Source organism: Fructobacillus papyriferae (assembly GCF_018437225.1).
Taxonomy (GTDB): domain Bacteria; phylum Bacillota; class Bacilli; order Lactobacillales; family Lactobacillaceae; genus Fructobacillus; species Fructobacillus papyriferae.
The window spans coordinates 572,806-596,856 of record NZ_JAAMFI010000001.1; the positions used below are offsets into that span (position 1 = coordinate 572,806).

General features: G+C 47.3%; 17 protein-coding genes and 1 riboswitch. Of the genes, 4 read left to right on the top strand and 13 right to left on the bottom strand.

Features of this window, described 5'->3' with window-relative positions:
- Positions 1–45: 45 nt before the first annotated feature.
- The 7 genes from G6R27_RS02635 to efp all read right to left on the bottom strand — a co-directional run bounded on the left by G6R27_RS02635 (position 46) and on the right by efp (position 4,332).
- Positions 46–276 (bottom strand): Veg family protein, encoded by a 231-nt coding sequence (locus G6R27_RS02635; protein WP_213819529.1) that lies wholly within the window; start codon positions 274–276, stop codon positions 46–48.
- A 97-nt stretch (positions 277–373) separates the two neighbouring features.
- The gene (rsmA, locus tag G6R27_RS02640; RefSeq protein WP_213819530.1) at positions 374–1,258 is read right to left on the bottom strand and encodes a 16S rRNA (adenine(1518)-N(6)/adenine(1519)-N(6))-dimethyltransferase RsmA; all 885 of its coding nucleotides are present in this window, start codon (positions 1,256–1,258) and stop codon (positions 374–376) included.
- A complete protein-coding gene (gene rnmV / locus G6R27_RS02645; protein ID WP_213819531.1) occupies positions 1,242–1,856 on the bottom strand; it encodes a ribonuclease M5 in 615 nt (204 codons plus the stop codon). The genes rsmA and rnmV overlap by 17 nt, the downstream gene beginning before the upstream one ends.
- Positions 1,849–2,643 (bottom strand): TatD family hydrolase, encoded by a 795-nt coding sequence (locus G6R27_RS02650; protein ID WP_213819532.1) that lies wholly within the window; start codon positions 2,641–2,643, stop codon positions 1,849–1,851. Before G6R27_RS02650 ends, rnmV begins: the two co-directional genes overlap by 8 nt.
- 159 nt (positions 2,644–2,802) lie before the next feature.
- Positions 2,803–3,216 carry a transcription antitermination factor NusB gene (nusB, locus tag G6R27_RS02655; RefSeq protein ID WP_213819533.1) on the bottom strand — a complete coding sequence of 138 codons (414 nt, stop codon included), beginning with the start codon at positions 3,214–3,216 and terminating at the stop codon, positions 2,803–2,805.
- The gene (locus G6R27_RS02660; protein ID WP_213819534.1) at positions 3,213–3,680 is read right to left on the bottom strand and encodes an Asp23/Gls24 family envelope stress response protein; all 468 of its coding nucleotides are present in this window, start codon (positions 3,678–3,680) and stop codon (positions 3,213–3,215) included. The genes nusB and G6R27_RS02660 overlap by 4 nt, the downstream gene beginning before the upstream one ends.
- A 91-nt stretch (positions 3,681–3,771) precedes the next feature.
- On the bottom strand, positions 3,772–4,332 hold the full coding sequence (gene efp / locus G6R27_RS02665) for an elongation factor P (RefSeq protein WP_213819535.1): 561 nt from the start codon (positions 4,330–4,332) through the stop codon (positions 3,772–3,774).
- 191 nt (positions 4,333–4,523) lie between these two features.
- On the opposite strand from efp, the gene G6R27_RS02670 reads away from it, so the two are divergent.
- The 3 genes from G6R27_RS02670 to G6R27_RS02680 are packed head-to-tail and all read left to right on the top strand — an operon-like array spanning position 4,524 to position 7,415.
- Entirely contained in the window at positions 4,524–4,739 is a 216-nt protein-coding gene (locus G6R27_RS02670) for an RNA polymerase epsilon subunit (RefSeq protein WP_213819536.1), read from the top strand.
- A 5-nt stretch (positions 4,740–4,744) separates the two neighbouring features.
- Complete coding sequence (gene rnjA / locus G6R27_RS02675) at positions 4,745–6,427, top strand: ribonuclease J1 (protein WP_213819537.1); 1,683 nt, start codon at positions 4,745–4,747, stop codon at positions 6,425–6,427.
- Between the two features lie 55 nt (positions 6,428–6,482).
- Positions 6,483–7,415 carry a hypothetical protein gene (locus tag G6R27_RS02680; RefSeq protein ID WP_213819538.1) on the top strand — a complete coding sequence of 311 codons (933 nt, stop codon included), beginning with the start codon at positions 6,483–6,485 and terminating at the stop codon, positions 7,413–7,415.
- Between the two features lie 42 nt (positions 7,416–7,457).
- Here G6R27_RS02680 and metK read toward each other — a convergent pair whose 3' ends face one another.
- The gene (gene metK, locus G6R27_RS02685; protein WP_213819539.1) at positions 7,458–8,618 is read right to left on the bottom strand and encodes a methionine adenosyltransferase; all 1,161 of its coding nucleotides are present in this window, start codon (positions 8,616–8,618) and stop codon (positions 7,458–7,460) included.
- A gap of 77 nt (positions 8,619–8,695) precedes the next feature.
- Positions 8,696–8,780: riboswitch (SAM riboswitch) on the bottom strand.
- 69 nt (positions 8,781–8,849) lie between these two features.
- Here metK and G6R27_RS02690 point away from each other — a divergent pair.
- Complete coding sequence (locus tag G6R27_RS02690; protein ID WP_213819540.1) at positions 8,850–9,689, top strand: hypothetical protein; 840 nt, start codon at positions 8,850–8,852, stop codon at positions 9,687–9,689.
- An 88-nt stretch (positions 9,690–9,777) separates the two neighbouring features.
- On the opposite strand, the gene G6R27_RS02695 is transcribed toward G6R27_RS02690, so the two are convergent.
- From G6R27_RS02695 to ligA, 5 genes are all read right to left on the bottom strand, one after another.
- Entirely contained in the window at positions 9,778–11,565 is a 1,788-nt protein-coding gene (locus G6R27_RS02695) for a DUF1542 domain-containing protein (protein WP_213819541.1), read from the bottom strand.
- Between the two features lie 87 nt (positions 11,566–11,652).
- Positions 11,653–15,513, bottom strand: coding sequence for a DUF1542 domain-containing protein (locus G6R27_RS02700; protein ID WP_213819542.1), 3,861 nt, complete (start codon positions 15,511–15,513; stop codon positions 11,653–11,655).
- A gap of 254 nt (positions 15,514–15,767) precedes the next feature.
- Complete coding sequence (locus tag G6R27_RS02705) at positions 15,768–20,603, bottom strand: DUF1542 domain-containing protein (RefSeq protein WP_213819543.1); 4,836 nt, start codon at positions 20,601–20,603, stop codon at positions 15,768–15,770.
- A gap of 198 nt (positions 20,604–20,801) precedes the next feature.
- Complete coding sequence (locus G6R27_RS02710) at positions 20,802–21,938, bottom strand: CamS family sex pheromone protein (protein ID WP_213819716.1); 1,137 nt, start codon at positions 21,936–21,938, stop codon at positions 20,802–20,804.
- A gap of 30 nt (positions 21,939–21,968) precedes the next feature.
- Positions 21,969–24,005 (bottom strand): NAD-dependent DNA ligase LigA, encoded by a 2,037-nt coding sequence (gene ligA / locus G6R27_RS02715; RefSeq protein WP_213819544.1) that lies wholly within the window; start codon positions 24,003–24,005, stop codon positions 21,969–21,971.
- Between the last annotated feature and the right edge of the window lie 46 nt (positions 24,006–24,051).

The following is a 24,051-nucleotide window of genomic DNA, read 5'->3' on the forward strand; positions in this document are numbered from 1 at the left end:
TCTATAAATAAAAAAGACCCTAAGGGGCCTTTTTACCAAATCAACTTATTCAGCAAAGTTGACATCGACGTTTTTAGTTAAAACGTCAGCATAGCTGTACGATGCTTGCTTGAACTGGGCTTCTTCGTCCAGCTCAACAACGAATAATGATGGGAAAGTTGAACGTAAAATCCCAGAACGTTTCGTATATTTTTTGCGGCCCGCCTGTGAAACAACCGTAACTGTTTCTCCGATGTGCGCGTCTAACCGTGATTTAATTTCTTCTAAGGTTGACATAAAAACCGCCTTTCTCTATTGACAAGCTTTAGTATAGCCTAATGTTCAGTATTTTTCAAGCAAAAATGGAAAATAGATTAGAACTGTTCGAGATTTATTAGAGAAGCTCTTGCTTTTTCAAGGCCAGATAAAGGTCAGTAAAATCGCTCAAGGTCAACCGTTCAGCTCGAATTCCAGACTCAATTCCAGCTTCTTGCAAGGCTGCTCTTAGCTGATCCTTAACCCCCTCTTCTTTTCCAAAGCGCTGCAAAAGATTGTTCCATAGCGACTTGCGCCGGTGGGCAAAGCAGGACTTGACCAATGAGAAAAGTTGTTTTGGCGAATCAACCGGGCGTTCTGCTGGCTTTGGTGTCAAGGACACGACGGCCGAATCAACGTTTGGTGCCGGATTGAAGGCGGCGGCAGGTACTTTTAAAGCAACCGAGACAGCGGCATAGTAATCCAACATCACCGTCAATACGCCGTATTCTTTGGTGCCTGGTTTAGCTGACAAGCGATCGGCCACTTCTTTTTGCATCATGACGACCAGTTGCTGCCAGTTCAAGTCGGCCTGCAAAAGGGCCAGCAAGATCGGCGTGGTAATGTAGTATGGCAAGTTGGCAACAACCTTAACAGCCGCGCCTTCACCAAAATATTTTGCCAAGACCGTTTTCAAGTCCGCTTCCAACACGTCTTGTTCGCGAACCTGAACGTTGTCATAAGGCGCCAAAGTCTCCGCCAAAATCTTGACCATGTCCGGGTCAATTTCAAAGGCCAAAACAGCCTTTGCCGCCCGAGCCAAGTACTCGGTCAAACCGCCAATTCCGGGACCAATTTCGACCACGTGGTCTTCTGGTCCTAAATCAGCAGCACTGACAATTCCAGACAAAATGTTGCCATCAGTCAAAAAGTTTTGACCGAATTTCTTCTTGGCCCGTAGGCCGTATTGATTCAAAATGGCCTGTGTCCGGGCCGGTGAAGCAATATCAATCGTTTTGGCCATTTGGCCCTCCTTTTAGTGCGGCAATAACCTCTTCTTTGTCAAAACCCAGTGCCTTCAAACGTGCCAGAAGCTGCTTGCCATTCGCATAGCCAATCGACAACTGATCGCCTAAGATTTGCCGGCGTTTCTTAGCATCGCCTGCGCCGATTAAGCCACAGTCAAGCAAAAAAGCCTGATCAATATCAGAGACCTTTCGCTGCTTCTTGGTTTTTGCATCCGCCTTTTGCAAAATCTCTTGCAAAGCTTTTATCGGCGCATGCTCAATGCCCAAGGACTTATGTGGATTATCTTTTTCTGCCCGACCTTGATCACGCGAAATACTTGCTAACGTCACCCCAGGGACCGCAGCCAAAATCAACTGACGCAAACGGTTCCCGTTAAAATCGGGATCTGTTAGCACAATGACACCCCGTTTCTTTTCAGCCAAGGCAATGCGTTCGATGACCGCCTGATTTAAAGCGGATCCGCCCGTTTCGATCGTGTCACAGTAAACGGCCAAGGCCAACCGCTGTGTATCGGACCAGCCTTCAACGACAACCATCGCGTCGATGACCGGGCGTTTTTTGTCAACCGCAGCGGCCCTTTTTGGCTCAGTCATGGCCCAAAAAAGCGCGATGGGCGTTTTTGACGGTCTGCTTAGCCAATTCGTCACGGTCCATGCCTAAGGTTTCAGCCAACGAATCCACGACATACTTCGTCCAGCCAGGTTCGTTAGTCTTGCCACGAAATGGCGTTGGCGCTAGCCAAGGGGCATCCGTTTCCACCAAAAGTTGGTCAAGAGGGACAGCTTTCGCCCCTTCTCGGACCTCTTTTGCCTTCTTGAAAGTGGCTACGCCAGAAAACGACACGTAGTAACCCAGCTCTGCCCAGGCCTTTGCCTGTTCTGCTGTTCCAGAAAAGGAATGAATTACCGCCTTCTTCACGTCGTGTTTCGTCAGCGTTTGATAAACGTCATCAAAGGCCTCGCGATTGTGGATAATGACGGGTAAATCATATTTTTTAGCCAGTTCGATTTGGTACTCAAAGGCCGCCATTTGGACGTTTGGGTCCGTGTCCCAGTGATAGTCCAGACCAGTTTCGCCCACACCGACAACGGCAGCATCTTTCAGCTGCTCTTCCAATTCAGCCCTTGCCGAATCATCAAAGTCCGGTGTATCCTCTGGTTGAAAACCGATCACCGCAGCGATGCCCTCGTATTGGTGGGCCAATTCCAGTGCCCGCCGGTTCCCCTCGCGGTTATAACCAACCACGTTCATTTCAAGCACTTGAAATTCGTGTGCCCGACCCAAATAAGCCGGTACATCAAAGTAGAGCTTGTCATCATTTAAATGAGTATGCGCATCGTAGGTTGGTGCAGGTTGTTCGTTTGGGTGATAGATTGCCATGAAAGCCTCCTCAAATTCTTCTTCTATTTTAGCACAGGATCAGCTGGTTCAGCCCGTCTCAATTCATGAAAGCGACTTCTTTTAAAGACCATCCAAAAATCGTGAGAGATTTTCCCAAAAAATAAAAAAGCCGACCGAAGTCGACTCTTACATTCAGGTTTAGCCTGCAATTTCTGGTGCGTAGTTCTTCAACACGCCATTAACAAATTGGGCATCTTCCTGCGTGGCAAATTCTTTAGCAAGCTCAATTGCTTCATCAACCACTACCTTATAAGGTACTTTTTCTGGCATGGTCAACTCATAGGCTGCAATACGCAAGATGACCAGGTTGACCCGGGCGATCCGATCCAACTTCCAGCCAGTGGCTAAATGTTTTGCCAAATCGTCATCTAAGTCAGAAGACGTGGCCAACACACCGTTAACCAGTTGTGGCAAAAACGCTTCGTAAGAGCGGTCGTTGACAACCAAGTCGTAGTTCAAGTCCATTTGATTATCATCAGGAACTTCTTTCAAAGCGGCAAAAAGAATCTGGACGGCCGCTTGCCGTTCCTCGTGTCGTGACATTTGTGTCATTTGGCAGACTCCTTCTGCGCATGTTCATCAAAGAGGTGTTCTGGGTCAATCGTCTGGTGGTCATCGTCTGGGACCAAAGCGGCAACCGTCACATTGACCGTATCAACCGTTAAGCCAGCCAAATTGGCCAAATCCGTCTTGACGGCCTGTTGCACCGCAAAAGCGACCTTTGGGATCACAGCCCCGTATTCCAAGATGACAGCTAAATCAAAGGAGACGTTGTTATCACCGTCTTTTCTCATCGCCACGCCAGAAACGGCTGGCTGAACGCCCGTTACCTTCGTCAAGTACTTTGGCAGGTGATCGTATACCTTTGCCTGCATCGCCACAACGCCATCAACACCTTGAGCAGCAGCTTTAGCGACCGCCTCGAGAGCAGACTTTGAGACGAGCATTTGCCCGTCTTTCATCTGCTCTTTTGTCAGTAAAAAGTTCTTGTTTGTTAAATCAGTTGACTTTGCCATGGGCCTTCCTCCTTGATTAACCAAAATTGACTGTACGAACAGTCTAAGAAACACAAAAGACTGCCTTACCAAAGCAAAGCAGTCGTCATCTTTATGCGCGACCCTTGTATGAACCGTCTTCCGTGTTAACGATGATCATATCACCTTCGTTAACAAAGTCAGGAACCGTGATCGTAGCACCCGTTTCAACAACGGCTGGCTTACCAGAACCAGTTGCCGTTGCACCCTTGATTCCAGGTTGCGTTTCTTCAACCTTCAAGGTAACGGAAACAGGCAATTCAGCACCGAGCACTTCGTTACCATACATCGTGATCTTGACTTCCATGCCTTCTAGCATGTACTTCAAAGCGTGTTCCAAGTTTGCATCTGGAATATTGATTTGTTCGAACGTTTCCGTATCCATGAAGACACGACCATCGTTTTCGGCGTACAAATAAGACATTGGACGCGTCGTGATTTCGGCTTGTTCAAACTTGTCACCAGGACGGAACGTCACTTCGTTTACCGCACCAGTACGCAAATTCTTCAACTTTGAGCGAACAAAAGCCGCTCCCTTACCAGGCTTAACGTGTTGGAATTCCAAGACGCGCCAGATTGAGTTTGAATACTCAATCGTCAAACCTGTTTTCAAATCGTTCATTCCGATTGCCATAAAGCATATCCCTCGTTTATTCGTAATTGATTCTCATTATAGCAGAAAAAACGCGTTTCCGCACCTTTTCTAAGAGATTTTTCCAATGACTTTTATCTAATAAAAGTCGCCGCTTACTTCTATTTATGGTAAAATGGCTTATAAGGTTTTCGTTTCGTGACAAAAAGAATTTATTATTTTGGAGGAACCAAATGGTTTACAAAGTTTATTATCAAGAAAGTATGGATCAAAACCCAAAGCGGGAAATGACACAATCCTTCTTCTTAGAAGCTGACTCACACGCCGAAGCATACGCCATGGCGCAAAAGAACACGGATTACAACATCGAAACAGTCGAAGAACTCTCTGACGCAGCACTGGTGTACGAACAGGCTGACCCAGAATTTTCACTGACAACGTTTAATTAAGTTTCATGGATAAAATCGATATCAAGCCCAACGAAGTTGCGGTTTACGCCCTTGGGGGCCTTGGCGAAATCGGAAAAAACACCTACGGGATCGAATACCAAGACGAAATCGTCATTGTCGATGCCGGGATTAAGTTTCCGGAAGACTCCCTTTTAGGAATTGACTACGTCATTCCAGACTACTCGTACTTAGTCGAAAATATCGACAAGGTCAAAGGCCTTGTCATTACCCACGGACACGAAGACCACATTGGGGCGATCGCCTACTTCTTACAAGCGGTAAACGTCCCCGTTTACGCGGGTCCTCTGGCCATGGCCTTGATCCGTAACAAATTAGAAGAAAAGCAGATGTTAAACCGGGTGGAACTCCACGAAATCACCGATGGTTCCGTGGTCAACTTCGGCAAGACTTCTGCCGAATTCTTCCGCACCACCCACTCAATCCCGGATGTCTTTGGCATTGCCATTAAAACACCAGTGGGTACCATTGTTGAAACGGGTGACTTTAAGTTCGACTTGACCCCCACTACCAAGCAAAAGCCAAACCTTTGGTCCATGGCTCGCATTGGTGAAGAGGGTGTCTTGCTCTTAATGTCTGATTCAACTAATGCCGAACGGCCGGAATGGACCAAGTCCGAGGCCTGGGTTCAAAAGACAGTTGATAAGCTGTTCAACCAATTGAAGCATGGCCGCATTATCTTTGCCACCTTTGCTTCTAACATGAACCGAATCAAGATGGCGACGGATGCCGCCATTAAGCACGGCCGTAAGATTGCCGTCTTTGGTCGTTCCATGGAATCAGCCATGACCAACGGTCGCGCCCTTGGCTACCTGGACATCCCAGACGACGCCTTAATTGAACAATCGCAAATCAAAAACATCCCAGACGATGAGCTCTTGATTATGTCGACGGGTTCTCAAGGTGAATCCATGGCGGCTTTGGCTCGAATCGCCAACGGTACCCACAAGCAAGTGCGCTTGAAACCAAAGGACAACGTCATCTTCTCTTCTTCACCAATTCCTGGTAACACCGCTTCGGTGAACGCCGTCATTAACAAGTTGGAAGAAGGTGGCGCAAACGTCATTCATGGAAAACTAAACAACATTCACACTTCTGGTCACGGTGGTCAAGAAGAACAGAAGTTGATGCTTTCTCTGATGAAGCCCAAGTACTTCATGCCCGTCCACGGTGAGTACCGCATGTTGAAGGTTCACGCTGGTTTGGCTGAAGAATTAGACATTCCAAAGGAAAACACCTTCATCCAAGAAAATGGTGACGTCCTGGCCCTAGACGGAGTTAACCCGCCACGTTTGGCCGGCCACTTCCCTGCCGACGATACCTACATTGATGGTTCTGGCATTGGTGATATTGGCTCCGTTGTCTTACACGACCGACTCAAGCTATCAGAAGACGGCCTGGTGATCGTAACGGCCACCATTGACTTGAAGAAAAAAGAAATTCTTTCAGGACCAGACATCCTCTCCCGTGGTTTCGTTTACATGCGAGAATCCGGTGATTTGATTAATGACGGTCGCCACGTGATTTTTAATACGATTCGAAAAGCAATGGCTCAAAAGACGCCATCCGAATCCGACATTCGTCAAGCAATCATTGACGACTTGTCCAAATACCTACACAAAGAAACTGCCCGAAAGCCAATGATTTTGCCGATGCTCATCATGGTTTAAGGCCGAAGGCATGCATTCGCATGCCTTTTCTTATCGCCATTTTTAGGAGGCGCAGATGCCAACAGAAGCACACATTTTCATTGAAAGCGCGCTTTTGCCCCACAAGAATCAGCAAGGAGTGCTTGATTCGATCGAAGGTGAAATGACCGCCGTTGGTCTTGCTAAAACACTACAAAAGTCAAAACCACATCATTCCCTTTACCAGAAAGCGCGTTTAGTGGCCCGTGACAAAGAAACTGAAAAAACCGAGTTGCCGATCATCGTCATTGGAAACGAGGCCGCTGTCAATGAGGTCCTTTCAGGTTTTTTGGCCGTTGATCAAGCACAAAAGCGCCCCGTTTTGCTCTATCCATTAGTTAACGGCAAATCACTTGACGTCCACCAGATGATGGAAGCCCTCTTAACTGCCTTGAATAATTGGCAAATAACAAAACAGCCCATGGCAGTCTTGACAGGAAATGTCCCCAACCAAGGAAACCGATACTTCTTGGATTACCTGCAGGTTGGTCCGGACTTTTCCGCGCTTTTGCCAACCTTTAACCAAAGGCTTGTCTGGAAGTATGCTTGGCAGCAATTCTTAGATTTCTGGAATCTGTTTTCTAGAAACCAAGACAAGGTGACCTTTGCCTGGACACTACGCAATGGACACAACTATCAACACAATGCCAAAACACTTGGTTTACAAGTGATGGTCAATCAAGAAGGCGAAAAGGATCCTTTTACGGTACGAATGGTTAATCAAGTCGCCTGGCCAAAGATTCTATTGACTTACCTGCAAGGCAAAAAAGGTCGGGAGAACCCGTCAAGGCGTGGATTCATCACCTTTCCTCTAGATGGCCAGTCTGATTTTCACATCCGCGATCTGCAGCGTTTGGCCCTTGATGGCAATCAGTTAGAAAACGGTGCTTATTCCTTTACTTTGAAGCAGGCGGGCAGCTATCCGATACTCGAATTACCCGTAGCAAAACGAGATAAAAAGAAGAAATAATAAAAAACAGGAAGCGTTTTAAAAACGCTTCCTGTTTTATGTTTACAAAAGAGCTTGTTGAATGGCGTCCACCATGTCCAGTCGTTCCCATGGCAAATCCAGATCTGGCCGGCCAAAATGGCCGTAAGCCGCTGTCTGCTTATAAAGCGGACGTTGCAGATCCAAGGACTGGATAATAGCCAACGGACGGAAGTCGAAGAGTTCTTGAACAATCGCTTCGATTTTGTCTTCTGAAACCTTAGCTGTTCCGAAGGTCTCGATGCTCAACGAGACCGGCTCAGCCACCCCAATGGCATAGGCCACTTGTAATTCAATCTTATCAGCCAAGCCAGCCGCAACCAAATTTTTGGCCACGTAACGGGCGTAATAAGCACCAGAACGATCAACCTTGGTGGCGTCCTTTCCAGAGAAGGCACCCCCACCGTGATGAGCCGCACCACCGTATGTGTCCACAATGATTTTACGGCCAGTCAAACCCGAATCCGCCTGTGGGCCACCATGAACAAAGCGACCGGAAGGGTTAATGTAGAACTTGGTTTTCTCATCAACCAAATTCTCAGGTAGAATTGGGTCAATCACCAAGCGTTTCATATCCTTTCGCAATTGGTCCATGTCGACGTCTTCATCGTGCTGGGTTGACAACACAACGGCCGCGATCCGTTCGATCGAGCCATCATTGCCCAAAGCCAAGGTCACTTCCCCCTTTGCGTCTGGGCGCAAGTAAGTCACTTGTCTTTCTTCACGGACAGCACGAATTTGGCGCATCATTTGGTGCGAGAGATCCAAGGCCAGCGGCAAGTAGTCGGCTGTTTCATTGGTGGCATAACCAAAGACCATCCCCTGGTCGCCGGCCCCCAATTGGTCCGGATCATCATCTGCAGCGTCAACGGCTTGTGCGATGTCTTGTGATTGTTCGACAATCTTGTTGGAAACATTAATCGAATCAGCCGAAAAACCAAGTTCAGGCTTATCGTAGCCAATCGCTGCAACCGTTTCTACCGCAATTTTGCGAATGTTAACGTAAGCCGTTGTTGATAGTTCACCAAAAATGGAGACATCCCCTGTTGACGTGGTGACTTCAATAGCGGCACGGGCCTTTGGATCTTCCGTCAAAACAGCATCCAAGATGGCATCGGCAATCTGGTCAGCTACCTTGTCTGGATGCCCATTTGAAACGGATTCAGCAGTAAAATATTTAGTCATTATCGTTCTCCTCATTCCCACATCAAGAAGGGCAAATAAAAAACGCCCAGGACCAGCCTGAGCGAATCATGTGACTTGGTCTATCTTACAGAATTACCACCGTGCTTTTGCCGGTTGGTGCAGGTTCATCGTGCTGTATCACTTCCCTGCTCTTGATAGTGTTGTAATATATATTTCATATTGTACATGATAGAATAGAAAAGTACAAGAATTCGATTCGAGGATCTTCTGATGAACGATAACAAGCGGCCGAACAATCAAGAACAACATCATCAAGAGCAAAACGCGACCCAGAATTTTTTCTCTCGCAGCAAACGCCGGCATGAAAATGCTCACTCAGTAAGGGATAATCAGCCCCGTTATGCCTCACTGCCTGCCGTGCACCCATCCACCATTCCAGTGATCACGGTGGTGCTTTCCTTGATTTGGTGGCTGAAGCCAATCGTTTCGGGCACGCTCGGTAGCCAGCTACACTTTGAACAGATCTGGCCGTTGTTGGCCTACTCGCTCTTTTGTTCGGCAGCAATCGGTTATCTGGTAGCCAGTCGTTTCGAGCATAAGGACTGGCGCCTATACGCTTGCTTACTCGGCTCAACTTTAGTTCTTTTTTCTTCTTCACTTCGGATGCGCTTTGAAGTCTTGGCGCTACTCTTTTTATTCCTCCTCGTACTGGCACTACTTCCGTTAAACCTGGTTCAGCTGAAAAATGGTATCGGCCTGATCGCCCTTTCCACCTTGGTGACCTTCACCGTTCCAGTCTGCATTGCTTTTCTCGGTCACAATTACGTGGATCAGGCCTTTTTAAAAAGCTCCTGGGACCTTTTTTACGGCAGCCTCTTCTACCTGACACCACTCTTTTTGCCAAAGGCCGCTGGACGTCTAATGGGGCTTGTAACCGGAGCACTTTACCTTAGTCACCTGCTTTTCTTCCATGCTTTTGGGCCGGGCGTCTGCTTTTCCTTGGTACTGGCACTTGGAATCTACACACTGTCCTTCATTCGACCCCTGACCTACCGCTATCAGCCAATCGCCGCAGTGATCGGCCTCTTCCTGTCGGTATTGGCACTGTAACGAAAGACTTTAAACAAAACAACCCCTCTCTAGTAACTAGAGAGGGGTTTTGTTTTGAACCTTTTTATGTGTTCTTGTTCTCGAACGCTTACTGGCGCTTTTTCCATGTCAGCACAAAGGCTGCCAGGGAGAACCCAGAGGCGGTAAAGATTGAAATAGTCTTGACTGGCCAAGACTTTGGTAACTCTTCCCCATCAATGGGCAGGCGGTCTTTGTTCTTTTTGAAGAGGCTGGTTTTGTTGTTCGTCCTGTCCGTTGCGTCGATCACCTCGGCCGACTCGTCAGCAAAATCATTAGCTGACGCCTCTTGGCCAAAGGTCATGGCACGAAAGCTTTGTTGCAAGCGGTTCGACAAAGCTTCGACAGCTTGTTCAGCAAGACCAGAAAGGCTGGTATTGGACTGGCTTTTCTTAGCATTATGACCAGCTCCCTTAGAAGAAGAACTGTTACTGTCGGGTGTGCTGCTTGAACCGGCGTTCGCACTACCAGCGCCGTTGTTTTCTGGGTGATTGGCATGCGGCTTCGTAAAGTCGTCAACGTTCAGGTTGGCCAGGTCAGCGGCATAACCGAGAACGTCAGCGTTGGCACTGTTTTTAATGCGCTTACGATCCTCTTCAGCCTGCTGATTCAAGGCTTCTTTGGCACGGGCTTTTTCTTCACCTGACAAATCATTGATACCGTCAATGATTCCCTCATTGGCTTTTATACGATCGTCCAGCTTATCCTCGGCCGCCTTCTTCTGATCGGCCAAGCTAGCATGCTGATTCTGCTCATCATGCAACCCATCGATGGTTTTTTGATAGTCCAAAGCCGCAGAGGACTTATCCAAATCATCGTGGCGAACAATCTTATCCAGGTCATCCTTGGCTTTCTTCGCCGCGTCATCAACGCGCTTTTTTTGGTCGCGCTTTTCGGCTTGGTTCAGGTCGTTGCGCTTTTCAATTGCGTCTTTTTCGTGCTGGCTCTTGTCATCGATCTTGAGCTTTTCCGACTTCTTCTTCGTGTTCAGCTCACCATTATCGACGCTGTCTTGCTCAACCTGGTCAGCCTTTTTGGCAAAGGCTTCGGATTGATTTTGTTGGTTCAGATCGTCAGCATTCTTGGAATTATCGATAGCTGCCTTGGCCTTGAAGGCCTCGCCATCGACCGCCTTATCGGCTGTCGACTTCTCGTCGTCACTCAACTCGTCTCGACCGTTAATCTTGCCCTTGGCCTTGAAGGCCAAATCGTCGATATTATTTTTGGCAGCGTCCTTCTTCTTAGAAAGATCGGCATTCTTGACCGTGTCATCAATGCCGGCCAAATCGCCCTGAAGGCTTTCAAAACTCGTCTTCTTGGCCTTCTCCAGGTCTTCAGCGTTATCGATACCTTTCAGGGCTTGATATGCTTTATCCGCCGCATGATCCACATCACCAGCCAGCTTATCCTTTTCAGGACGAGTCAGGCCGTCTTGGCCTTCGATGTGGCGCTTTTCTTGGTCGGCCTCCGCGCTGATTGTTTGGTTGGCATCAGACTTTTGCTTGGCAAAGCTGTCGTGTTGGTCCAAATCCTTTTGGACGTCTTGAGCGGCTTTGTCGAAGTCACCATCAATTGGCGTATCCACCAACTTCTGGGCATCCGGCGTGTTTTCAGGTTTTAGCGACTCATTGGCCTTCTTTTCGGCAGCGTCAATGGCTGCCTTAGCCTTGGCCTTTTCATCATTGGTCAAATCCTTGCGATCATTAATGTCTGCACGCTTCTGGTCAGCCTTTTGCTTGATGTCTTCTTGAATGTCCTTCTTCTGATCAGCCAGACTCTTGTGCTTTTGAACATCGTTATCCAAAGCCGCCTTCTTTTGATCAAAATCGTTCTTTGCAGTGGCTGCCTTCCCGGACAAATCATCAGCATCGGTCGCTTTCTTGATGCTTTCCTTGGCTTGTCCAGCCGCCTGGTCGATGGCTGCCTTAGCCTTGGCCTTTTCGTCTTAGTTCAGGTTCTTGTTCTTGTCGATATTGGCCTTTTCTTGCTTGGCTCCGTCATCGATACCAGTTTCGGACTGGTGCTTCTTGTCAAGCAAGCCCTTGTTGTCATTATCCAAGCCATCCACGATGCCGTTGACGGCACTGTCAAATTGTGACAAAGCGTCGTCCTCACCGCCCTTGCCGGTTGGCAATTTATCATCGGATGCCGCTATGTCAATGGCTGTTTTGGCTTTCTTGACCGCGTCGTCAATCTGGTCCTTGGCTTTGTCACGATCCTGTTGGGGCACGTTATCCATGCCGTCAATGGCCTTTTTGTGCAAATCCGCAGCGTGATCAACCTGGTCATCAAGCTTCTGTTTCTTATCCGATAGTGGCAGCAAATGATTCACATCATCGGCAGTCTTTGCCCCCTCCTTTTCTTCAGGCGTCACCGTGTCGGGTAGCTTGTTCTTTTGCTCATCCAAGGATTCATGATTCTTAAATTGATCATCTACCTGATCTTTGGCATCATCAAAGGATTTCGACGCTTCTTTATCAGCTTCGCCTGCCAACTCGTCGGCATTTGTGGCCGAATCGAGACTGTCCTTAGCGCGCTTGGCCCCTTTGTCGATTACATCTTGTTTTTGCTTGCGGTCATAGTCAGTCAGATCCGGGCGGTTCGTAGCATCGAGCTTTTCTTTTTCGACCGTTGCCTTGTGATCGATCGCATCCTTTTTGTCTTGCTTTTGCTTATCAAGGGAAGGCTTTTCATCGACTTGGACAGCTACCTTTTGGACGTCTTCTCCAAAGTCAGTCTTTGCAGCATCCCCCTTGTTATTCAACTCATCCTTATTCTGAGCACCGTCGATGGCCTGCTTGGCCTTATTAGCCGCCTGATCAACGGCTTCTTTAAAGCCAGACTTTTCGCCCGTCGATAAGTTATCCTTTTGATCAATGCCGTCTTTCTTGGATTCAGCCTCCTTGTCGATGGCGTTTTTAGCCGTTTGTTTCTGATCGTCGATTGAAGGTATTTTGTCCAAATCAGCTGAGACATTCTGCTGATCGTTGTCGACCTTTTGCTTTTCTTCAGCAGCCTTTTGGACCAGTTCGTCCTTGTTTTGGGCCTTATCAACAGCATCTTGCGCATCTTTAACAGACTGATCGACCTTACCGGTGGCAGACTTCTTCTCATCCCCACTCAGTTTATCCATGCCATTGATGTCGCCATCCAGCTTTGATTGGTTGGCCGCCAAGGCAGCCTTTGCTTTTTGCTTCTGTTCATCAAAAGAAGGCACGTTATCGATAGCCGCCTTTTTCTCATCGGCATGCGTGCCTGCAGCCTTCGTCGTCGCATCCGTTCCAGCCCAGTCTTCAGCAGACATGGCGGCTTTTTCATCCCGCTGCTTTTGCGCATCTAAGTCAGTCTTTGCTTTGTTGAATTCAGCATCTGTATAGGCAGACTTCTTGCCATCCAAGGCAGTTTCAGCTTTCTTGTAGGCGTCGTCAACAGCCATCTTAGCTTTTTCACGTGCCTTTTCCAAGGCATCTGGATCCGAGTAGCCATCTCCTTGGACTTGCTTGGCATAATCGGATCCTTCACCAGTCTCAAATGCCTTCGAATCGCTTGGTAAAGCGCTGTCAATAACATCCGTGACGTTGTTGAAGTCTTCCTTTACCTTGTTGATCCGTTGCTCACGGTCATCCGGCGACAATCCCTTATTGTTGTTCAGGTCTAAGATTTGCTTCTTGGCAACCTTTTCGGCTTCTGCACGGGCCTCTTTTTTCTTATCCGTCAACCCAGTGATGTCGTTTGCCAAATCAGCCTCTTCGCGGTTGATTTCATCAGCGTTTGTCGCCTGTGAAATCTGGTCTTCCGCTTTTTTGGCAGCCGCTTCAATTGCCTTCTTCTGCTTGTCCTTTTGTTCCTTAGTCAGCAGACCGTTTTGGTCAATGCCAGCTTCGGCTGCTGATTTTGCTTCATCCAAAACCTTTTGCGCAGACTTCGATGCATTATCTAATGCCTCTTGGGCCTTTTTTATCTGGTCTTTTACAGATGGCTTGGCCTTTTCCTGATCCATCAAATCCGTTAAATTCTGAGTCAAATCCGATTGATCAACGGCATCTAACAGGCTTTGTGCATTCGTTGGATTATTGATTTCGTCAGCGGCTTGTGCTTTTTTGACGAGTTCGTCGATGGCTTGCTTGTCGTGATTCTTTTCGTCTTTGGTCAGCTTGTCAAAGATCGAATCATCCAATTCCTTCTTGGCCTCTTCCCCCTTTTGGCGCAACTTTTCTTTCGCATCGCTCACCTGATCGACCAACTTCTTCTTCGCCTCTTGGTGGGCCTTGGCCAGCTTGTCCTTCAAATCCCCGGCATTATTCAAGGCGTCCAAGGCCTTTTGAGCCGATTCGGCCGTCTCGATGTTTTGCTGCATCTGATTGACCGCAGCAGTCACAACTGCCATTTGGTCATCTTTTTCAGTCTTCGTCAAATTGACGTCTGACGTGATTTCATCGATCACCTTTTGAACGTCTGCCTCGTTTTTAAAGCGTTCGAAAAATTCTTGATTGCGCTTGGTGCGATCCACATTTTCGTTGTCTTTTTCAAAGGCTTGGTTTTCCGCGTCCATGACGGCCTTAATGTCATCTAAGGTCTTGGCAGTCGCCAACTCACCCTGAGCTTTAACGTGGTCTTCATCTAACTGTTTCAGGCGAACCGTCTTTTCGGAATCCAGCAAGGTATCATTAGCCTTAATCGCCTTTGTACTTTGTAAATAATCTTCTTCCAGACGGTTCTTTGCAACTTGCAACCGCTCATCGTCTGATAGAACCGGCTTCCAAATTGTCTCGTCATGGCGCTTTTCTTGATCCGTCTCAGTTGCAGCAGGCAGAATCTTGTCCGGAACGTATTCGTTATCCGCTTGATCTTTCGCTTTCTGAATATCTTCGTGGACCTGCTTTTTTTGCCTGTCCTTCGTTTCCTTATCCAAGGTGTTGTTGTGATCGATGTTATCGATCAATGTCTTTTCAGTCTCATCCAACAGTTTCTTGGCTTTATTTGCCTTGTCCGAAACATCGTCGGATGTTTTCAGGGGGCTTTTGATTTCATCTTTTAATGCCTTATCCGAGCGAACTAATTTAATCGGCGCATCGATTGACACATCGGATCCGGTGGCACCATTTCGTTGCTTATTTGAAATATAACCAGCCTTTAATTTTAAGTCATCTGACGTAATGGAGTTGGGCAAGGTATACGATTGGGGCGTATCGAGTGTTTGTGAATGAAACAAAACGGTGTAGAGATCGTCTCCATAACGATTGGGCGCTTCCGTGTTAATGTTGGCCCTAAAATCGCTCTCTGTTTTCACGGTTGACCGAAAAATCTCCTTATAGCCGGTTGAATCATTTCCGACCTGGAGCCATACCGTATTATTATCCCCACGGGGTGTAATCTCAACAACCGTTTTGTTCCCAACATATGAAGCTACTCGGCTTCCTTGGCTATCCATCCGAACAAAAACGTTACGAACAACGTAGTCGATATATTGGGAAGGATCTTTCTTATCTTGGGCCACGTGATCGATTTTAAGGGTCACCCACTTACCAGCAAGCCCTTGAGCCGCCGTCTTGAAGCTCACCTTCGTAATGTCGTCGACAACTTCTTGGTTCGCTTTCCCCGCATCATCCAGCTTATCTTGCGCCTTTTCATCGTAATCAACAGACACTGAGTCGGTGGACTGAGTAGTTGTTGTCGCATCTGCCTGCACATGCATCGTATGAGCTAATGTACCTGCTGCCAAAGGAGTCAAAATGGCGACCGTTGCCAAAGAGGATTGAATCCATTGCCGTTTTGTTTTTTTGCTGATGTTTTGAATGTTTTTCATAATCTTTTTCGCCTAATTATCTCTTATCTTCCCTATTCTAATCCTTTTAAAAAGTCCCTTGGTTACTGATATTTTGGGCTTCTATTGCGATTTTGTACCGAATCATTTCGTTTATGGCAACATACTGAAATCAATTCGTCTCATTCTAAATCAGATGGTAAAATATTCTAAATAACAATAAGAAATGATAAAGCGGACTTCAAAAAGGAAAAAAGACGCGACAACAGTCACCTGTCCGCGTCTTTTTTATCCATTTATTGACGAGACTTCTTCGTCTTAATGAAGAAGAAGGTCGTCATTGACAAGAGAAGAATGGTCAACCAATTTCCATTCTTGATAGCCTGCTTGGCCGTTTGTGGCTGAGCAGTCGTCGTGTCTTCAACCGTTTGAATTTTTGACAAACGATCCATTAACGCTTCTTTTTGACGATCAAACGTCAGATCTTTGCTGTCCAAGAGAATCTCATCTGCTGATTGGTCAGCATCAATTTTGGACTTCGCTCGATTAGAAGCCGCATCGATTTCCGCTTTGGCTTGGGCTTTTTGCTCTTCGGACAAGTTGGGCATGCTGTCAATCGTTGCCTTAGCAGCCGCTACTTTTTTGTCCACCAATGCTTTTGCCGCCGCCTTTTGATCCAAAAGCGAATCGTGGGTTCCTAACTTTTCTAGCACCTGTTGGGATTGATTCGTAAAGGTCGTATCCAACTTGTGTTCGATAACGGCATCCGCGTTGTCATCAGCTGCAATTAAGTTCTTGGCCGTCTTAGCAGAAGCCTTGATTTCAGCTTTCGCCTTGTCTTTTTGCGCCGTTGACAAATTCATCATGCCGTCGATTTTATCTTCAGCCTGCTTGGCCTCTTGATCGATTGCTGCCTGTGCTTTTTGCTTTTGCACCGCTAGCGAATCACGCGTTTGCAAATCCCCCATGATATCTGAAACGTCAGACTTGAAGGTTGACTTCTTCACCAACTCACGAACTTGGTCCGCCGTTTGTCCTTGGTCAATTTGTGACTTAGCCGTTTCAGCCTGCTTATCCAAGTCTTTTTTGGCAGTTGCCTTTTCGTCTTCTGTCAGTTGGTTCATCTGGTCGATCTTGGCCTTTTCGTCAATAATCGCTTGGTCAACGTCCTTCTTAGAGTCCGTCAACGCCTTGGCAAAGGCCTTCACCTTGTTCTTGGCATCCGCGATATCCTGGTCAAAGCTCGTGTGCTTAACAATGTCTGTCAACACACTGTTCTTATCCCCATTGTTCACCAATTGCTTTAAGCCGGCCACCTTGTCTTCGATACCGTCAAAGGCCGCCTTGGCGTCAGCTTGAATCTTACCTTCCAAAGCCTTCTTGCTATCGGCATCAAGATTGTCCATGGCTTCCAATTGGCGCTTGGCTTCATCAATTTTTTCTTGGACAGCCGCCTTGGCAGCTGCCTTTTCCTTGTTCAATTGGTTCAGGTGATCCAATTGATCCGACACACCTTGTGTTGGTGTTTTGACGTCAAAGTTAGTCTGGATACCAGCCAGGTTCTTAACATCGTCAGTGTTGCCGATGTTTTCCTTGACCTTAGCCAAGTCCTCTGCAATCTTTTGACGGGCCGCCTTGGCTTTTTCCTTCATCGATTCGTCAATCTGATCGCCATCCTTGGCCAGTGCTTCCATGGCATCGATTTCAGCCTTGGCGTCTGCTGCTTGCTTTTCGATAGCAGCCGTTGCAGCTTTTTTACCTTCGGCCAAGCCTTTTTCATTGGCGTGGTCTTGGTCAAGGTTCGTTGCTGCAGTTGTCACCTTTTCCAGGTCCGAATTCACATCAAGGCCCTGGTTAATCTGGTCGAAGTCCGCTTCATTTTTGGCAGCATTGATCTTCTGGCGGGCGTCTCCAGCCTTCGTATCAATATCTTGCAACTTGGCTTGCTTTTCATCTTCTGACAAATTCGTCAAGGCGTTAATGACTTTCTTAGCATCCTTCACCTTGTTGTCAATCAATGCGTTTTCAGCCTTTTGCTTGTTTTCAAGCTTCAACTTGGCTTCTGTTGTCTTAGCTGCTTCGAAGCTTTCCGTCAATTGATCTTGCTTCTTCGCATCAGACAAGCCGTCCAATTGCGTCGTGTCATTGATCTTCTTGTTGATGGCTCCTTCGGCCGCCGTGATCGCTTGCTTCATCTTTTCCCGTTGGTTTTCAGACAAAGTGTCCATCTTGTCGATGGCTTCGCGATCTTCTTTGGCCTTCTTCGAAACGACCGCTTGTTCTTCAGCCTTTCGTTCGTCCAGTGACTTCACCTTGGACAAATCACTTTCGGTTCCAGCAATATTGTTCGTTGCATTTGCTTGGGCAGCCGTTACAGCGGTAATGTCTTCGCCATTTTCCGCCTGGTTCACGTCTGCTTCCTTGTGCTTGGTCAACGCATCTTGGGCCTTGTCAAAGTCCGCTTGAGACATGTCGGCTTTCTTCGCGTCCAAGTCGGCTTGTGCCTTGGCATAACGACTTTCCACGTCTGCCTTAGCAGCCGCTTGGGCCTTCTTTAGGGCATCGTGATCGTTAGCCCCTTCTGAGTGAACCGTGTTAGCAAATTCGGATTGGTCGGACACGTCTGGGACAGCCGTTGTTGCTTCGGCATTGTCGATGTTTTTGGTGGTGGCATCATAAGCGGCTTTCACCTTGTTGACCAAGGTTGTCTTTTCATCTGCCGTCAAGCCTTTGTTGGCATTGATGTCATCGATTTGAGCTTGGGCAATCTTTGCGGCAGCCTTTCGTGCTTCACGCTTCTTTTCATTAAACTGTGCCAAATCTTCTGAAGCGCTCTTCTTGATTGCTTCGACTTGGTCAGCCGTCTTCACGTCGGATTGCTTGAGTGCTTCCTTGGCCTTGTCCGTTGCCTTCGTGATAGCCGTCTTTTGGGCTTCTTTTTCATCAGCGGTCAAATCACCATTTTGGTCAATAGCATCTTTAGCCGCCGTTGCTTCCTTGTCCAGGTTCGTTTGCGCAGTTGTCGCTTGCTCAGCCAATTCACTGGCCAAACGAGCGGCACGATCTGCAACGGATTCCTTCGCCTTGTTCGTCTTGTAAATCGAGTCAAAGTCCGACTTCGGATCGTTGTTTTCTTGACGCTTTTTCAAGTCATCTTTATCCGTTGCCCCGTCCAAAGCGTTTTGAGCAGGGGCGACCTTGTTTTGGATTTCTTGCTTGGCTGCATCTTTTTCGTCAGCCGTTAAATTGTCCAATTGGTCGATCATACGAGCTTGGCGATCTGCTTCGTCTTGAATGGCTTGCTTAGCATCTTGGACCTGCTTATCAACCGAATCATTTGGTCGATAGGCATTTTGAATCTTCTTCACGAGTGCCTGTATCGTTACGTCGTCTCCGGCCTCCACGACCCCTTGGGCAGTTGTTGCCGCGTTGATGTGTTCTTCAAGCTCTCGCTGGGCTTCTTCAACGGTATGTTTTTGTGTTTCGCGTTCGCTTTCATCTAAGGTCTTGTCGCCCTTGATCTTTTCCAGCTGCTTTGTCAATTCCGCTTGGGCTTCTAACGCTTGGATCTTGTTGCTTTTTCGATCTGCGACTGCTTCGCCATCTTTGATATCAGTTGTAGCTGCCTGATCAAAAGTCTGCTTGGCTTCGTCAAACTGCGCGGCCTTCGTCGCGCCATTAATGGCCGTGGTCAATTGCTTGTAATCAGCACTAAGTTGGTTTAAGCGCGTCTGCTTTTCGTCTGCGGTCAACGTATCATTTTTTTCAATAGCTGCAACTGCTTTTTGGTTTGCTTCTGTTGCCTTTGAAACGGCTTCTTTTTTTTGTTGGTCGAAGCTTTCTTTAGGCGCAATGACAATATCTTGGTAAGCCGGGCGCTGACCAGTATCATCGGCCAATAATCCCTTTAAAGTCGTATTAATCGCTTTCGTGGCTTGATCTGGATCAGACTTAGCCAACTTTTCAGCGTCACTAATCGCTTGATAAAGCTTATCGGTGTCCGTCTGCACTTTAGCCAAAAGTTCCTCTTGTTCGGCTAAACTTAAGTCTTTATTGTCTTTAATCGCCGCTACCTGAGCTTCGTTTGCTAAATAAATGGCCGACCTGGCAGCTTCGATTCGCTTTTCAATCGATGGATTGGAATGAACGTCTTGAGCGTCTAACACCGCTTGTGTCACGATGTCCGTGACGTTTTTGGCATTATCTTGCTTTGCCAGATTTTCTTTGGCCTTATCGATAATCTCATCAATCTTTTGCTTTTTTGCGCCCTTTTCAGTTGAATTAATGGTGTTGTCATTATCAACATCATCTTTCATCTTAGTCCGGGCCGTTTCCAACTTCTGATACCCTTCTTCTTTGGCTGCATAAGATGCCTGAGCTTGGGCCTGGGCTTGTTGAATTTCTACCTTCAAATCAGGAGCTGTACGCATCTGAATCTTGGGTGTGGTATAAAAAGCATCGTTACCTGAAGCCTTTTTACCTGCATTGTTGGAGGTGTAGGCTACTCGAAGGGTATCATCCCCTTTTTTAAATGTTTCGGGCAGTGTAAAAGGCATGGCCTTATCTTGCGATTTACCATCCGGTGCGTAAACGACTTCTCCGTCCTGGTCGGTTTTTGACTTATCTCCTGGAGCTGTTGAAAACCTCTTGATTTGGTGGAAATTCCCATTGGATCCCGCCTCAATCCAAACCGAATTATTCGAACCACGAGGCGTAATCGTTACAACCGTTTTTCCACCAACATAAGCTGAAATAAGCTGACCAGTGTCCTTGTCCTTACGAACAAAAACATTATTAATCTTGTAGTCGATGCTCTGATTACCATCAACAGCAACCCCAGAAACCGTCGCTAAATTCACCCACATACCAACCAAGGCTTTTTCTGGGTCGTCAAATTTGACGTCTTCAATCGTTTGAAACTCTGGATGATCACCAGTTGCATCGTCAACAATGGATCCGGCATCTTTATTCGTATTGGAGTCGTCACTAGTTGAGGCATTCGCCAAAAGGCCAATCCCGGATGGGGTTTCTGTCATTGGCAACGCCGTACTTCCTGCCATCAAGGCCATGGTAATGACTGAAACGTAAAGCCAGCCCTTCCTTTTTTGTCCTCTCTTCACCACCATATTCATTCAATACTCCTCATTTTTTATCTCTAAACAGTTTACGAAAGGACTATTACAACTTTAAGACGAATTGTAACAAAGTTGTTTTAATCACATTGTTTTTTAATAACTTTGTATCAATTTTGACTCGTTCTAGATACATTCGTCGCATGAGGACGTGAACTAAAAAAGCCATCCGTCGGTGCGGATGGCTTTTTTATCTTTTTACATGTAAATCATCGTATAAGATTTTTCGTCAGACTTACGATTCAAAATAACCTGCGTTTCATTGGCTGTCTTAATCGTGATCTGAACAGGAGCTGACGATGGCAGGAACTTAACGGCTGCCGATGCGACATAGTTCGCAAAGGCTTCAATTTCGGTCTGTGAATAGAACTGGGTCGTCACGGTCGCTTTCATCGAAGTCAACTTAGAATTCGTGAAGTGACCAATGGCCGTTGCGCCAGCAATGTTTGGGAAGAAGTTGGCGATATCGTTTTTAAAGTTGGTAAAGCCAGTGTTCTCATCGTTTCCAACAGAAGATGAATCCGAGCTTTCCTTTGGGAAGACGACGGTCTTATCATCAATGTTGGTCCAAGCAGAAATGTTGGTGCCGGACTTAGACGTGGCTTCCGAATAGAAGGCGCCGCCGCCAAGCGAATCTTCCGGTGCATTGGCATACATGGCAATCACAATCGGAATGTTTTTGGCCACACCCGTCTGCGCACGGATCTGCTTAATTAATTTAGGTGCAATTTTTTTACCATAGGCAATTCGCGCTTCTTCTGAAATCGACTGGTAGTAGTTCGCTCCATACTGTTCTTTTTGGTAGACGTCTTGGGTGTTCATGGCAACACCAACAACCATTCCGGCTAGCTTAAGGTTTGAGCCTTCCTTGGTCATGAAGTCTTGCTCCGTCAAGCTTTGAACATAAATCGGTTCTCGAGAAGAATCCGTCTTACCGTTATCCTTTGGATTCAAAGCAGTTAAGTTCGAATCTGTCTGACGACTGAGCAGACCGTTCACCGTATCTGATGACAGGTATTGGCCCTCTTGGAAGATATAGCGCCCCGTCTTAAAGTGATTTTTGGCCAAATTCAACAAGCCGGATTCAAAATCCTTAGTATCCACTTGATTTCCCTGCGAAGTGGCCGTCAAGCCCCGGGCTGCAGAGGTCAAATAATGACCGTCTTTGATAACCGTTTGATACTGACCTGCCGAATTTTGTGTCAATTGGACACCCTTGGTTTTTGAAACCGATGGCGACATCGTCGCTCGGTTCATGAAGAAAAAGAAAAGAGCGAGCACGATGATAGCGCCAGCACCAATGATTAGCCAGGTCTTTAATTTAATACGTTTCAGCATGAGTAATCCTCTTAGAAAAGCCGGCTTTTAAGCCTGCTCATTTTGCTTAGCGGACAGGAAATCCTGTTCGTTCCACACAGTGATGCCGAGATCTTCTGCTTTGGTCAGCTTGGAACCGGCGTCTTTTCCAGCAATCAGCAGATCGGTTTTTTTCGAAACCGATCCCGTAACGGCTGCTCCGTGGCCTTCAAGCCAGGCCGCCATTTCACTGCGTGAGCTTACCTCTAGTTTACCAGTCAAAACAATCTTTTTACCATAGAAAAATGAATTTTCATCAATTGGCCCCTGATCGGACTGATAGGTCATGTTAACCCCAGCCTGTGCAAGTTCAGCAAGCAGTGCTTGAGCTTCTGGTTCCTTAAAATATTTGACTAAGGAATCGGCAATTGCTTGACCAACCCCATCGATGGCAACGATGTCTTCTACCGAAGCACGAGCGACCTTTAAAAGATCTCCTAGAGACTGCAGGATCGTCTTGGCAGCTTTTGCACCGACCAGACGAATGCCTAAACCGAAGAGCAGGCGATCAGCGGAGTTTTCCTTGGAAGTGGCGATAGCAGCCAAAAGGTTGTCGGCCGACTTTTCCTTGAACTTATCCAAGGTCAGCAATTCTTCTCGAGTCAAGGAATAGATCGAAGCCACATCTTTCACCAAATCTTTTTCCAAAAGTTGAGAAACAATCTGTGGTCCAAGGCCGTCGATATTCATCGCATTTCGCGAGGCAAAGTGGGTTAACCCTTCTTGAATCTGTGCTGGACAGGCCGGGTTCATGCAGCGCAAAACCACCTCGCCCTCCACGTGCACCAGATCCGCTCCACAGGCTGGACAAGTCGTTGGAATTGGATAAGGCTTAGCCTCATCTGGCCGTTTTGACAACACCACCTGGCCGATTTCTGGAATAATGTCACCGGCCTTGTGCAAGGTCACGGTGTCGCCAACGCGAACATCTTTCATCTTCAGATAGTCGGGGTTATGGAGCGAAGCTCGTTGAACTGTTGTGCCAGCCAAAAGAACGGGCTTCATGGCCGCCGTTGGCGTGACAGCCCCGGTTCGACCGACCGTCCATTCGATGTCTAAGACAACCGTCTCCTCTTCTTCTGGTGGGAATTTGTAAGCGATGGCCCAACGTGGGACTTTGACCGTGTTGCCCAAATCGACTTGATCATCAAAGTTATTGACTTTGACAACAACGCCATCGATACCGTAGGGCAGGCTGTCGCGTTTTTCGGTATATTCTTCCAAATAAGGGCGGATATCGGTCATCTGATCGATCACCCGGTTATCCGGATTCGTTGGTAGGCCGAGCTCACGAAAGCGTTCTAGCAAACCGTCTTGGGTCGTCACGCCAATCTGGTCAGGTTCGGCAGTGTAGTAGATGAAAGCAGACAATTGGCGCTTTTTTGTCTCGTTAGCATCCAACTGACGCAAAGACCCAGCCGCTGCATTGCGAGGGTTGGCGAAAGGTTCTTGTCCCTCTGCTTCCCGTTCTTCGTTTAATTTGGCAAAGGAAGCCTTGGGCATGTAGATCTCGCCTCGAACTTCCACCGTAACCGGCTCTTTCAAAATCTTTGGCACATCATCAATCGTGTTCACGTTGGCCGTCACGTCTTCTCCGACCAACCCGTTGCCACGGGTTGAGGCCTGGATAAGCTTGCCTTGTTCGTATTTCAAATTGATCGCCAGCCCATCAATTTTCAGCTCCAAATTGTACTTTGGTTGGAAGCCCAGCGATTTTTTGGTACGATCTTCCCAATCCTGCAATTCGTCTAGAGAAAAGACATCCCCCAAAGATAACATGGGCACGGGGTGCTGCACCTTTGGTAGACCCGATTTAGTCGCAGCACCACCAACGTTTTGTGTGGGTGAATCCTGGCTGATGAACTGTGGAAAAGCTTGTTCTAACGCTTGCAAACGTGCGTACTGCGCATCGTAGACATGGTCTTCAACCAGTGGGGCGTCTTTTTCGTAATAAGCGATGCCATAATCAGTCAAACGATCTTGGAGTTCTTGAATCTCCTGCTTGGCTTCCTTTGTTGTCAGCTGCTTGATCTCTTTTTCTGCCATGATTTTTCCTTTCATCGCTTGCTATGTACGAGCAGAAGTAGGCCGG